Origin of the sequence: Microbacterium endophyticum, from assembly GCF_011047135.1 — a bacterium.
Lineage (GTDB): Bacteria > Actinomycetota > Actinomycetes > Actinomycetales > Microbacteriaceae > Microbacterium > Microbacterium endophyticum.
In genome coordinates, this window is the sequence record NZ_CP049255.1 from 1,113,784 (window position 1) to 1,127,331 (window position 13,548).

Sequence of the window (13,548 nt, forward strand, 5' to 3'; positions counted from 1 at the left end):
TCATCCCTCTTCCCTCGCCCATGTCTCACTTATTCAGCTCCCAGGTCCCGAAACCCTGCACAACTGAGACATCCGCTGCGCAGGAGCAGCCCGCCAAGAATCCCCATGTCTCACTTATTCAGCTCTTCGGCGCTCACAACCTGCATAAGTGAGACATCTGCGGGGGTGAGGAGGGCTGCGGGGGTGAGGAGGGCTGCGGGGGTGAGGAGGGCGACGGGGTAGGTGTGCAGCAGGGCACTGAGCGGCAGGATGCCACCGGCACACTGTGTGCCGGTCAGCACATCAACCCAAGCCCCCTCCGGCAGCATCACGGCGGTGTCGCCCCAGCCGCCGCGGGCAGCAAGGCCCACCGGCAGGCGCGTTGCGATCGTCAGCGCACCACCGCGGTCAAACCCCATACCGTGAGCGGATGCCTCCCCCACAACCTCGAGCGGCGTGTACTTCGTGAACAGCTCGGGGTGGTCGCGGCGCAGCCGCAGGGCGCGAGATGTCACCAGCAGCTTCGCTGCCCCCGATTCGTCGATCTCGGGGTGCCACCCGGCATCGATGTCGGCCAGAAGTGTCCGTCGCAGGTCGAAGTCGACGGCGCGCCGATTGTCGGGGTCAACGAGCGAGGTTTCCCACAGCTCCGACCCCTGGTACACATCGGGAACCCCGGGGCCGGTCAGCTGCAGCAGCTTGGCACCGAGTGAATTCGACCATCCAGCGGCCGCGATCTCGGCCACGAAACCGTCGACGACGTCTCGGGCAGGCCCGTACGCAGCATCGACCACCGCGTGCATCCGCTGTTCGAACTCGGCGTTCGGCTGCCACCAACCGGTAGCTTCGGCTGCCTCGCGAGCCGCTTTTTCGGCATAGGCGTGCAGGCGTTCGGGCGTTGCGGGCCACGATCCGATGATCGCCTGCCACAGCAGCGCGTCGAAGGGGCCGTGCCCACTTGAGGCGACTCCGCGCAGCTCGCCCAGCATGCCGGCCCACCGCTCCGGCATCTCAGCAAGCACATCCAGGCGCGCTCGCACATCTTCGCCGCGCTTCGTATCGTGCGTCGACAGGGTCGTCAGCGACAGCGGCCACGACGCCTGCCGGGCCGCGAACGCCCGGTGGAATCCACCGACGTCGAGCGAGAACACCGAGGGGTCTCCACCGACCTCGGTCAACGATCCCAGCCGTGTATACCGATAAAACGCGGTGTCCTCGACGCCCTTGGCCATCACGGGGCCAGTGGTCTGCTGAAAACGCCGTGCAACCTCACTCGATGTGTCGGCGAGCACAGGAACCAGAGCCGCGATGGCATCGGCAAGATCCGGGCGACGCTCGGATGCCTCGGCTACCGCCTGCGTCATGAACTCACCACCCGCCGGCAAATATGACCGGTACACCGGGTAGCACGCGAGAATCTCAGCGAGCGCGTCCTCAGCCTCAGCTCCGGCAGAAACCTCGGCGGGAAGTGTCCGCACCAGGCGACGAATCTCAGCCACCTGAATCGAATCGGCGATCATGCGCTTGGTCCCGTGAATCAGATCGCTCCAGCTTTGCGGCCCCGACAGCTCAGTGTCGCGTCGAAGCTCAGCATCGAGTGCGTCCAAGCCACTGGCACCCGCGGGATCGATGAGCACTCGCTCGATTTCGGCGAGCGCGTCATATCCCGTGGTGCCGGTGGTGTGCCACCACGACGGTAGCGCTTCGGGATGATCTGTGGCGCTGTGCTCGAGAATCTTCTCGACCCACACCGGCAGGCCGCCGATTGCGTCAGAAAGCGCGACAAGATATGCACCGGGGTCAGCGAGACCGTCGGGATGGTCAACGCGCAATCCGTCGATGAGGCCTTCGTGCGCCCAACGGATGATCTCAGCGTGTGCCTCAGCAAAAACCAGGGGCAGTTCAACGCGCACGCCGGCGAGGGTGGTCACGGCAAAGAATCGACGGTAGTTGAGCTCGGTCGCCTCGCGCTGCCAGAAGAGAAGTTCGTAGTGCTGGGCGTCGACCGCGGCCCGCACATCGGCGAGATCAGCAGAGCCATCGGCAAGGGGCAGCACATGGTCGTAGTACCGCAGCACACCGAAGGGCGCGGCATCCGTCGGTGTCGAATCGATCGTGATCTCGCCAGCGGCGAGAACTTCGTCGAGGTCGGCGCCGAGAATCGGCAGCCGCACGCGACCTGCGCCGAACTCCCAATCGATATCAAAGGCTTGTGCGTAGCGGGACTCACGACCGCGCAACAGCAGGTCCCACCACCACGGGTTTTCCGCGGGAACCGAGACGCCCATGTGGTTCGGCACGATATCGACGAGCACGCCGAGGCCCACCTCACGCGCCGCCGTGACGAAACGGTCGAATCCGGCACCGCCGCCTCGTGCAGGATCGATCAGTGCGGGATCGACGACGTCATAGCCGTGATCTGAGCCGGTCGTCGCACGCAGCAATGGTGAAAGGTATGCCCAATCGACACCGAGCTTGTGAAGGTACTCGGAGACGTCCGCTGCGGCATCCAAGTCGAATGCTGCCCTGATCTGCAGGCGATAGGTCGACGATGGATGCCTCATACTCATGTCCCTGCTTCAGACTTTGGCGCCGGTGACGGGATGACGTCGATGACTCCGGTCATCGTCGACAACGACGCCGACAGCGAATGATCGACATCGCTCTCTGTTGCCTGATGTTCGCGAAGCAGCATGAGCGACTGTGCCTTCACGGCGAGCGTGTCGCCGGGGCCAACGAGCTGCTCTGTTGCACGCTCGCCACCGGTATCAACGAGAACGTCCCACTCCGGGCTGAAGTCGACATCGGGCAAAGTGAAGTCCACGGTTTCGCCGCCGGCGTTGAACAGCACGATGAAGTGCGCGTCAGAAATGACTTCGCCGCGACGGTCACGCTCGCTAATGCCGTTTCCATTGATGAACACACCGATCGCGAGGCCGAACCCGGAGTCCCAATCCTCGGGCTGCATGACCGAGCCGTCGGGTCGAACCCACACGATGTCGGGGATTCGCTCACCGGCTTCGCGACGCACGGGTCGCCCGTCGAAGAAACGATTGCGACGGAAGGTCGGGTGCTCACGACGAAGCCGAACTAAAGCGGAGGTGAACTCGATCAGCTGATTGTCTACCTTGCTCCAGTCGATCCAGGTGATCTCGTTATCTTGCGCATAGCCGTTGTTGTTGCCGTGTTGGGTCCGACCGAGCTCATCACCGTGCAAGATCATCGGCACGCCCTGGCTGAGCATGAGGGTAGCGATGAAGTTCCGCTGCTGACGCGACCGTAGTGTCAGAATCTCGGGGTCGTCGGTCTCACCCTCGACACCAAAGTTCAATGACCGGTTGTGGGATTCGCCGTCTCTGCCGTCTTCGCCGTTGGCATCGTTGTGTTTTTCGTTGTACGACACGAGGTCGCGAAGCGTGAAGCCGTCGTGCGCCGTGACGAAGTTGATCGAGGCGAAGGGGCGACGTCCCGAGTTTTCGTAGAGGTCGGCCGAGCCGGTCAACCGCGATGCGAACTCGCCGAGGGCTTGCGGTTCGCCGCGCCAGAAGTCACGCACGGTGTCGCGGTATTTTCCGTTCCACTCGGTCCACTGCGGGGGGAAGTTTCCGACCTGGTACCCGCCGGGCCCGACGTCCCAGGGCTCGGCGATGAGCTTGACCTGCGAAACTACGGGGTCCTGCTGCACGAGTTCGAAGAAGGTCGCGAGGCGGTCGACATCGTAGAACTCGCGTGCAAGCGTTGCCGCGAGATCAAAGCGGAAGCCGTCGACGTGCATCTCGAGCACCCAGTAACGCAGCGAGTCCATGAGCAACTGCAGTGCGTGCGGGTTTCCAGCGTTGAGGCTGTTTCCGGTTCCGGTGTAGTCGGTGTAATACCGCTTGTCGTCGTCTTCGAGTCGGTAGTACGCCTCGTTGTCGATGCCGCGCATCGACAGGTGCGGCCCCAGGTGGTTGCCCTCAGCGGTGTGGTTGTAGACCACGTCGAGGATGACCTCGATGCCGGCGTCGTGCAGTGCACGCACCATGCCCTTGAACTCTTGCACCTGGTGGCCGCGTTCGCCCGTCGATGAATACGTGTTCTGGGGCGCGAGGAACGCAATCGTGTTGTAGCCCCAGTAGTTCGACAGACCCTGATCTTGCAGACCGGAATCATTGACGAACTGGTGCACCGGCATGAGCTCGATCGCCGTGATCCCAAGCTTTTTGAGGTGCTCGATAATCGCGGGGTGAGCGATGGCGCTATAGGTTCCGCGAATCTCTTCGGGGATGTCGGGATGAAGTTGCGTGAGGCCCTTGACGTGCGCCTCGTAGATGACGCTCTCGGAATACGGCGTTTTCGGCTGGCGATCGCCGCCCCAGTCGAAGAAGGGGTTGATGACGACACCCATCATCATGTGCGCGGCCGAGTCCTCGTCGTTGCGCGAATCGGGATCGCCGAAGTTGTACCCAAAGACAGCCTGGTCCCAGTCGACCTGGCCCTCTACCGCCTTCGCGTAGGGGTCGAGCAGGAGCTTGTTCGCGTTGAAGCGGCGTCCGCTTGAGGGGTCGTACTCGCCGTGTACCCGGTATCCGTAGCGCTGGCCCGGACCCACGTTCGGGAGAAAACCGTGCCACACGAACGCGTCTACATCGACGAGGTCGAAGCGTGTCTCTACGCCTTCGTCGTCAAATAGACAGAGCTCAACGCGGTCAGCGCCCTCACTGAAGAGCGCAAAATTCGTACCGTTCCCGTCGAATGTTGCACCCAGCGGATATGTCGATCCTGGCCACGTCTGCACTGGGCCTCCCTTGTTGTGGAGTCAACCTTAGTCGAGGCTCAATTCAGATCAGTTCGCCCGGTCGGGAGGGTTGACAAGCAGCGAAATCCGGTCATCGAGATACACGTCGAGTGGTTGGGACAGCCCGCCGCGGCTCCATCGCACGCGTATGTCGCCGTCGACGACCGAAAGCGGGCCGGATGCCTCCCCCCGGCTTACTGCGGCAAGATCGATGATGCGCCAATCGACGTGCACGGTGTCACCCTCTGGAAACCCACCCCGGTACGCAGCGGCAGCGTGCTCGGCACGCTCACGCTGCGACTGTGCGGCGAACCCGCGCCGCGCGGGTTCGCGTGACCGCACCACTTCGCCCGTTGACAACAGTTCCGAATCGGTCAGCAACAAAACGCCGAGGTGCCAGGCTTCCCCCTCGCGCACGATGCGTGCAGCCCGCGAAAACCCCAGAATTCGCCGTGGCTGGTGCCAACGTCCGAGCGGCTCGCGCGGGATGTGGGCGAGCCGCATCCGGGCTTCGGCCAAAAGCTCGGCGCTCACAGCGGGGTCGACGTCCCTCATGTCACATGCGTTCGTCGAAGGCGACGGCATCCGCATCGACTTGAGTGTGGCGCACCGCCATAGCGACGAGTGGGTAGACGAGAACCGAAAGCATCCCCGCACCCACGAGCACTGAGGCGACCGCGGGGGAAAGAATCTCGGCGTCGACACCGATCGCGGTGACAGCGACGATGATCGGTAGCCCCGTTGCCCCCATCAGCACAACGGCGGTTCGGTCACGACCGCTCGCGCCGACGGGCGCCGCAAGAGCCGAGGGCAGGCCTCGCACGATGAGCAAGATGATCGCAACAATGGGAACGAAGGCAAACAGCTCCGGTGCGTCGAGGAGGGCCTGCAGATTGAATGTCACGCCGGTGTAGATGAAGAAGATCGGCACGAGGAATCCGAACGCGAGAGCTTCAATCTTGCTTTCGACTGCTTCTTGGTCGTCTTTAGATGCATCGCGCATCATGATTCGCCAGATGATCCCGGCCGCGAATGCACCGAGGAGCATGTCGAGGTCGAGCGCGATGCTGAGGGTCGCGAGGGCCGCGAGAATGAGCAGCACGACGCGCACGCCGAACTGGCCCGATGTGTGCAGGCTCGCGCTGACAAATCTATGGAGCGCACCCTGCGGCGTGCGAGACGCATACCAGGCCGCAAGAGCTGCGATCACGACGAAAACCGTGAGCACGATCGTCGATGCGCCGGGATCACGGGAGCCAAGAAAAACCGAAATCGCGATCAGTGGACCGAACTCACCGACAGCACCAACGGCACCAACGCTCTTTCCGAAGGGCGTCCGAAGTTCGCCCGCATCCCGGAGGATCGGCAGGAGCGTGCCAAGGGCCGTCGAGCTCAAAGCAACGCCAATGATGATGGCGGCTTCGCCCGGGAAAATAAGCCAACCGGCCGCGAGCCCGAGCGCCAGGCTCATGATCCAGCCACCGATGGCGCGTCTACCGGTTCGTCCTCGAAGCGATCTCGCATCGATCTCGGAGCCCGCGACAAAGAACAACATGGCAAGGCCGAGTTCGGAGAGGATCTCGAGAAACTCCGAGGTTTGCGCCCAGCCCAGTACGTCCGGTCCGACGAGAATTCCAAGCGCGAGTTCGAAGACGACGATGGGGATAGGAAGCCATCGCCCGAGACCACGCGCCAAAAGCGGTGCGAGCACAGCGAGGAGCGGGATCAGCACAAGACTCGCGTCGCTCACCATCGCCCCAGCGTAGCGGCGTGGGGTGTCGTCTTGAACTACACGGCGCGCGGGCGTGACGGCGTTCGAGCGCCGCGGGTAGAGGGCCGACCGTGAACCTGGCGGTGCAGCGACTCCATCCGAGCATCCAGATCGGATGCTGCAGTCGCCGCCTCCTTCAGATTCGCGAGCAGGTCTCCGGGTACCTGGCGGTTGTACTTGTAATAAATCTTGTGTTCCAGGCTTGCCCAGAAGTCCATCGCGATCGTTCGAAACTGCACCTCGACTGGGACCTCGACGCGTCCTGTCGAAAGAAAAACCGGCACTTCGATGATGGCGTGCAGGCTCTTGTAGCCGTTTTCCTTCGGCTCTGCGATGTAATCCTTGACCGTCCGAACGACGATGTCGTCTTGCGCCGTCAGCAAATCGAAGAGCCGATACGTGTCATCGACAAAACTGCATGTGACGCGCACTCCCGCGATATCGAGGATGTTGGCGCGCACCGATTCGAAGTCGGCAGGAATTCCCTTGCGCGTGATCTTCTCCACGAGGCTGTCGGGATTCTTCACCCGACTCGAGACATGCTCGATGGGGTTGTAGTCGTGCATATTCAAGAATTCGTCGCGCAAAATCGAGATCTTCGTCTCGATCTCCTGCATGCCGAATCGGTATTCGAGAAGAAACGCCTGCATCTCATCTCGCGCGGCGCGCAGCTGTGCAGCAGAGAAAGTCATCTGCTCTTCCTCAAGGGGCGACGTCATGCCTCTAACGGTATGCAGCGTGCATACGAGATGGCTGTGAACCAGAGAGCACTGCGCTGTCCACAACACCAGCGAGGGCGCAGGGGTCGCTACGCGACGCTCTGCACCCTCGCTGCTTGCTGTGCGGCCCCCAACGCTACGTACTCGCCCGGCGGCGGCACGTCAACAGCAAGCCCCAGCACACGCGGCGCAATCTCTCGCACCGCTGCAGACTGCGCAGCTCCCCCGATAAGAAGCGCGCGCTCTAGCGGAACGCCGAGCTCTCGCAGCGCCTCGAGTCCAGCTCCCAGGCCCGAGAGCATTCCCTCGATAGCGGCTCGAGCAAGGTTCTCTCGCGTTGTCGAAGCGAGCGTCATTCCCCTCAGCGACGCCGTGGCATCGGGCAGGTTCGGCGTACGCTCGCCTTCGAAATACGGCACGAGCGTCAGGCCATCCGCACCCGGTTCCGCTGCGAGCGCCAGAGCGCTGAGCTCAGCGTGATCGACGCCGAGCAGGCGTGCGATCGCATCGAGCACACGAGCCGCGTTGAGAGTCACGACGATCGGCAAAAAGCCGCCGTCGGCATCGGCGAAACCCGCGACCGTCCCCGTGGGGTCGATCGTGCGCTTCTCGCTCACGGCAAAGACGGTGCCGCTTGTGCCAATAGACACCACGACGTCACCGGTTTTCGCACCGACACCGAGCGCTGCACCAGCGTTGTCTCCTGCGCCAGGTCCGACGACACGGTTCTGCTCATCGCGCACCGATTCGGTCGCGCCGAGTACACGAGGCAGCACAGCATCGTGAGCCAGGGCGGCGATCAAAAGCTCCCGATCGTAACCGTCGGTTTCAGGGTCGAAGTAACCGGTGCCCGAGGCATCTGATCGGTCGGTGATGAGTTCGTCGAGCACCGGACCGAGCGGTGATTCGCCCTCGGGCCCGAATCCGCGCAACCGCCAGGTGAGCCAGTCGTGCGGCAGCGCGACTGCGGCCACTTTTGCCGCATTTTCAGGCTCGTGATCACGCAGCCACCGAAGCTTCGTGATCGTGAACGACGCCACGGGAACGAGCCCCGTGCGGCGCGCAAGCTCGTCTGCTCCGAACTCGGCGATCAGGGCGGTTGCGGCATCCGCTGAGCGTGTGTCATTCCAGAGCAACGCCGGGCGGATGACCCGGCCCGCCGAGTCGAGTACGACCATGCCGTGCTGCTGCCCACCGATGGCCCACGCCGTCACGTCGTCGAGCCCTCCCGCAGCTGTGATGGCGTCGTTCAATGCCGACCACCATGCCGACGGGTCGACCTCGGTGCCGTCGGGGTGTGGTGCGCGCCCTTCGCGCACCACACGCCCCGATTCGGTGTCGAGGATGACGACTTTGCATGACTGCGTCGACGAATCGACTCCTGCGACAAACCCCATGTGCGCTGAACCTAGCTACGCGCGCCGAGGAGGTGCTCGGTCGCGAGTTGCTGCAGACGCACGAAGCCGAAGCCCTTGGCGCCGAAGTACGCCGACGGGTCGAAGTCTTCGTACGCGGACTTGTCAGCGAGCAGGTCGGTGTACGACTCTCCCGCGTTCAGCGTCGGCGTTGAAAGCTCCGGAACCTTGGCAGCCGCGAGTGCCTCCTGCACCTCGGGGTCGGCGCGGAATGCCGCGGCCCGCTCCTTGAGCATGAGGTAGGTGCGCATGTTGGCGGATGCCGAGTCCCACACGCCCGACTCGTCTTCAGTGCGGCTGGGCTTGTAGTCGAAGTGACGGGGGCCGTCGTAGGACGGTCCACCGTTCGGGCCACCATTTTCGAGCAGGTCGACGAGCGCGAACGCGTTGTGCAGGTCGCCGTGGCCGAAGACGAGGTCCTGGTCGTACTTGATGCCCCGCTGGCCGTTGAGGTCGATGTGGTAGAGCTTGCCGTGGTAGAGCGCCTGGGCGATTCCAGCGGCAAAGTTCAAGCCCGCCATCTGCTCGTGGCCGACCTCGGGGTTCACACCGACGAGCTCAGGGCGCTCGAGTGACTCGATGAACGCGAGTGCGTGACCGACTGTCGGCAGCAAGATGTCACCGCGGGGCTCGTTGGGCTTCGGCTCGATCGCGAAACGGATGTCGTAGCCCTTGTCGGTGACGTAGTCGCCGAGCAGGTTGACGGCTTCGCGGTAGCGCTCAAGCGCTGCGCGCACGTCTTTGGCTGCGTCATACTCGGCGCCTTCGCGGCCACCCCACATGACGAAGGTTTTGGCACCCAGCTCTGCGGCGAGATCGAGGTTTCGCAGCACCTTGCGGAGGGCGAAGCGGCGCACCTGGCGATCGTTCGACGTGAATCCGCCGTCTTTGAAGACGGGAGCCGAGAAGAGGTTGGTTGTGACCATCGGCACGATGACGCCGGTGTCTGCGAGAACGCCCTTGAGTCGATCGATCTGCTTCTGGCGCGCGGCATCCGTCGAGCCGAAAGCGAACAGGTCGTCATCGTGGAAGGTGAGACCGTAGGCGCCGAGTTCGGCGATTTTCTCCACACCATGCACGACATCGAGTGCCGGACGCGTGGGGCCGCCAAACGGATCAGCACCGTTGTACCCAATAGTCCACAGACCAAATGAGAACTTATCGGCGGGGGTGGGAGTCGGTACAGACGACGTGGACATGGTGCTCCTTTGCAGCGGACCTAATATGTTGTCAACCACAACATACTACGATGGAACTGTGAATGCCAGACCGCAGGGAACTCCGCGAGGGAGCATCAGGCAACTGAACCTCGCCGAGGTCGTGCGCCTGCTGCATTTCGAGGGACCACTCTCGCGAGCAGCCCTCACCGAACGCACCGGGCTCAACCGGTCAACGATTGCCGACCTCATCGCACAGCTCGGCACCTGGACGCTCGTGACAGAACGTGAGCCCGACACTGCGCGCGGCGTTGGGCGCCCGTCGCCCATTGTGTCGCTCTCCCCGGCAACCGTGGCTATCGCAGTAAACCCCGAGGTCGACGCATTGACAATCGGCGCCATCGGCCTCGATCGCGCCATCATCGTTCGCGACCGCGTGCCACACGACACGGTTCCAACTCCAGCAGAGACGGCAGCACTGATCGCCGAAAAGGTCTCCGAGTGGCGCTCGGGCCCGCTCGCGTTGTCGCGAATCGTCGGCATCGGCCTCGCCGTTCCGGGTCTTGTGCGCGCAAGCGACGGGCTGGTCCGTGACGCACCACACCTCGGGTGGCGAGATGTGCCCCTCGCCGAGGTCGTCGCGGCAGCGACAGAGCTGGCGGTCTCGGTGGGGAACGATGCCACACTCGGCGCGCTGGCCGAGCACCTCTTCGGCGCCGCTCGCGGAATCGATCATGCGATCTACCTCAACGGCGGTGCCAGCGGTATCGGTGGTGGGCTGATTATCGGCGGGATGCCGGTGGCCGGTGCCGGGGGCTACGCGGGCGAGTTCGGCCAAAATCGGCCAGGTATCGCGCACGAACATGACCGGCGAGCGCCCGGGGGCGTACTCGAAGACGAAGTCAGCCGCGCCCGACTGCTCGAGGTGCTTCAGCTCACGGACGCCGACGAACCAACACTTGCCACAGCACTCACCGAGGCCACCGGGGCAGTGGTGGCAGTCGAGGTCACGCGGCAGCGGGGAATCCTGACCACGGCACTCGCCAACGCCGTCAACGTGATCAATCCTAGCGTCGTTGTGCTGGGTGGATTTCTGGCAACCCTCGCGGGGATGGACCTCGAGGGCCTCACCGCGGCAGTGCGGCACCAGGCGATGCCAGCAAGCGGGGAAAACCTGCAGATTCGCGCAGCGTCGCTTGCCGAAAACCGCCTGCTGATTGGGGCTGCAGAGTCGGCCTTCGCGCGGCTTCTGGATGACCCCTCGCGCGCGAGCTAAACCTCAGCGCGGCGGCGCTGTCGTTGCGCGCGCGATAAGTCGGGTCGGCAACAAGACGTGCGTTTTTGCAAGCGCCTGTCCACTCATGAGCGTCGTGAGCATTTCGGCCGCGGTATGACCGATTTGGTGCATGGGCTGACGGACGGTTGTGAGCGCCGGCGTCAGCCGCGAGGCCTCGGGGACATCATCGAAGCCAACGACCGAAAGGTCTTCCGGCACACGGATACCGAGCTCGGTGGCCACTTCGATGAGGGCGATCGCAGAGAGATCATTGGCAGCAAAGACCGCTGTCGGCGGGCGCTCTTGCACGAGCAGGGAGCGGGCGGCATCCCGTGCTGCTTCTCCCGAGTAGAACCCCACACGCACGAGGGCTTCATCGAAAGGGATACCTGCGGCGCCGAGCGCTTCTCGATAACCCGTGTCGCGAAACCGCGACGACTTGAGGTCGGGGCGCCCACCAACGAAACCGATGCGACGATGACCGAGTTCAGCAAGATACCGAGTTGCATTTCGCGCACCTCCGAGACTGTCAGACTCGACCGTCGGTAAATCAGCTCGTCCAGTGTGCGGGTCGATCAGCACGATCGGCACCTCGGCCGCGACGTTGACGACAGTGGGCGTGACCATGATCACGCCGTCGATCAGGGTGCCGCTCAATCTACTGAGGGAACGCCGCTCCCAGCCCTCACCATTGCCCTGGCGCGACCCGCTGTAGGCCAGAACGTCGTAGCTCGAGTCGCGCAGCGCTGCACCGACACCCTTCAGAATCTCGGCGCTGAAGGGCTCGAAGTCAGCTACGAGCACGCCGATGACACCGGTCGTCCGCGATCGCATACTGCTCGCGACAAGACTCGAGGCATACCCCAGGTCGGCAACGACTGTCATGACCCGGTCCACCGTTTCGGCCGCGACCCCGTACCTGCCGTTCATCGCTTTTGAGACCGTCGCAACGGAAACTCCAGCCACGCGGGCGACGTCGTGGATGGTCGGACGTGTTGTCATGAGACCTGATGCTAGACCTTTGAAAATGTTTTCGAAAACGTTTGACACTTCTGAAAGCGCGCTGAGACACTGACATCGCGTTCGGGCATGCACGCCGCGACGCACCACCCTGGCACCTCAATGATCGAGGTGCCGCTCAAAGAAGAGAGCAGGCTGGAATCACATGAATATGCGACACATCCTTACGGGCTCAGCAGCCCTGGTGATTGGCGCACTCGCGCTAAGCGGATGCAGCGGAGACTCCGGAGGCGGTGACAGCGGCGGCGATGTCACCCTCACGGTCTGGCAGAACTCCACGACCGGCGATGGCGTGGCCTACTGGGAAGACGCTGCCGCGGCGTTCGAAGAGGCGAACCCCGGCGTAACCGTCGAGATTCAGTCAATCCAAAACGAAGACATGGATGGCAAACTGCAGACCGCCTTGAACTCGGGAGACGCTCCCGACGTGTTCATGGCACGCGGTGGCGGCAAGCTCGCCGATGTCGTCAAAGCTGGCCAGGTGATGGATCTGACCGACAAGATTTCTTCGGATGCCGAGTCCGCCATGAGCTCATCCTTGAGTGCGTTCACGTACGACGGAAAGCTCTACGGAATGCCCCTCTCCGTCCTTCCAGAGGGCCTGTTCTACAGCCAGGACCTCTTCGATGAGGCTGGAGTCACCGACACCCCCGGAACCATCGACGAGCTGGTCGATGTGAATGACGAGCTGAAGTCAGCCGGCATCGATCCCATCGCCGTGGGGGCGAAAGATGCCTGGCCCGCAGCGCACTGGTATTACAACTTCGCGCTTCGCGAGTGCTCGCAAGATGTCATGAACGAAGCCGCAGACTCGCGGTCGTTTGATGACGAATGCTGGCTGCGCGCTGGTGAAGATCTCCAGGATTTCGCCGACACCGAGCCCTTCAACCAGGGTTACTTGACGACTGCAGCACAGCAGGGCGCTGGATCATCGGCTGGCCTGCTGGCTAACCACCAGGCTGCGATGGAGCTCATGGGTGCGTGGGAGCCCGGCGTGGTCGCATCGCTCACACCGGACGAGCAGCCGCTCGCTGACTTGAGTTGGTTCGCATTCCCCGAGATCAGTGGCGGCGACGGCACGCCCGGAGCCATGATGGGTGGCGCTGACGGCTACTCCTGCTACGTAGATGCCCCGGCGGAATGTGTCGATTTCCTCAACTTCCTCGCGTCGAAAGACCAGCAGGAAGCCTACGCAACCGCGTTCCAGACCCTGCCCGCGAGCCAGGACGCCCAGGGCGTCGTGAGCGATCCCGCACTCCTCAGCGTTCTGGACGCGTACAACGACGCACCGTACGTGGTGCTGTGGCTCGACACGCTCTACGGACAGAACGTCGGTAACGCACTCAACGTAGCGGTTGTCGACATGCTCGCTGGCAGCGGAACGCCGCAGAGCATCGTGGATGCCGTCAACGATGCAGCGATGAGGGGCTAGGG

At 63.3% G+C, this 13,548-nt stretch carries 10 protein-coding genes; 2 read left to right on the forward strand and 8 right to left on the reverse strand.

All coding sequences use genetic code 11. The features are described 5' to 3' along the window. Positions 1 to 110: 110 nt before the first annotated feature. The 7 genes from treY to xylA form a co-directional block, all read right to left on the reverse strand. Complete coding sequence (gene treY, locus G6N83_RS05155; RefSeq protein WP_165143148.1) at positions 111 to 2,543, reverse strand: malto-oligosyltrehalose synthase; 2,433 nt, start codon at positions 2,541 to 2,543, stop codon at positions 111 to 113. Positions 2,544 to 2,545: 2 nt separating this feature from the next. Beyond that, entirely contained in the window at positions 2,546 to 4,756 is a 2,211-nt protein-coding gene (gene glgX / locus G6N83_RS05160) for a glycogen debranching protein GlgX (protein ID WP_165139993.1), read from the reverse strand. A gap of 48 nt (positions 4,757 to 4,804) precedes the next feature. Beyond that, a complete protein-coding gene (locus tag G6N83_RS05165) occupies positions 4,805 to 5,311 on the reverse strand; it encodes a glutaminase (protein WP_165139995.1) in 507 nt (168 codons plus the stop codon). A 1-nt stretch (position 5,312) separates the two neighbouring features. Beyond that, positions 5,313 to 6,509, reverse strand: coding sequence for a cation:proton antiporter (locus G6N83_RS05170; protein WP_165139997.1), 1,197 nt, complete (start codon positions 6,507 to 6,509; stop codon positions 5,313 to 5,315). Between the two features lie 35 nt (positions 6,510 to 6,544). Beyond that, positions 6,545 to 7,246 carry a GTP pyrophosphokinase gene (locus tag G6N83_RS05175; RefSeq protein ID WP_165139999.1) on the reverse strand — a complete coding sequence of 234 codons (702 nt, stop codon included), beginning with the start codon at positions 7,244 to 7,246 and terminating at the stop codon, positions 6,545 to 6,547. Between the two features lie 89 nt (positions 7,247 to 7,335). Next, positions 7,336 to 8,643, reverse strand: a complete 1,308-nt coding sequence (gene xylB, locus G6N83_RS05180; RefSeq protein WP_165140001.1) for a xylulokinase — start codon at positions 8,641 to 8,643, stop codon at positions 7,336 to 7,338. Between the two features lie 11 nt (positions 8,644 to 8,654). Next, complete coding sequence (xylA, locus tag G6N83_RS05185; protein ID WP_165140003.1) at positions 8,655 to 9,860, reverse strand: xylose isomerase; 1,206 nt, start codon at positions 9,858 to 9,860, stop codon at positions 8,655 to 8,657. Between the two features lie 58 nt (positions 9,861 to 9,918). Between xylA and G6N83_RS05190 the strand changes: the two genes are divergently transcribed. Then, positions 9,919 to 11,094, forward strand: a complete 1,176-nt coding sequence (locus G6N83_RS05190) for an ROK family protein (RefSeq protein WP_241246292.1) — start codon at positions 9,919 to 9,921, stop codon at positions 11,092 to 11,094. Positions 11,095 to 11,097: 3 nt separating this feature from the next. Here the strand turns inward: G6N83_RS05190 and G6N83_RS05195 are convergent, their stop codons facing one another. Beyond that, positions 11,098 to 12,096, reverse strand: a complete 999-nt coding sequence (locus tag G6N83_RS05195) for a LacI family DNA-binding transcriptional regulator (protein WP_165140007.1) — start codon at positions 12,094 to 12,096, stop codon at positions 11,098 to 11,100. A gap of 163 nt (positions 12,097 to 12,259) precedes the next feature. On the opposite strand from G6N83_RS05195, the gene G6N83_RS05200 reads away from it, so the two are divergent. Further along, positions 12,260 to 13,546, forward strand: a complete 1,287-nt coding sequence (locus G6N83_RS05200; RefSeq protein ID WP_165140009.1) for an extracellular solute-binding protein — start codon at positions 12,260 to 12,262, stop codon at positions 13,544 to 13,546. The last annotated feature ends 2 nt before the right edge of the window (positions 13,547 to 13,548 follow it).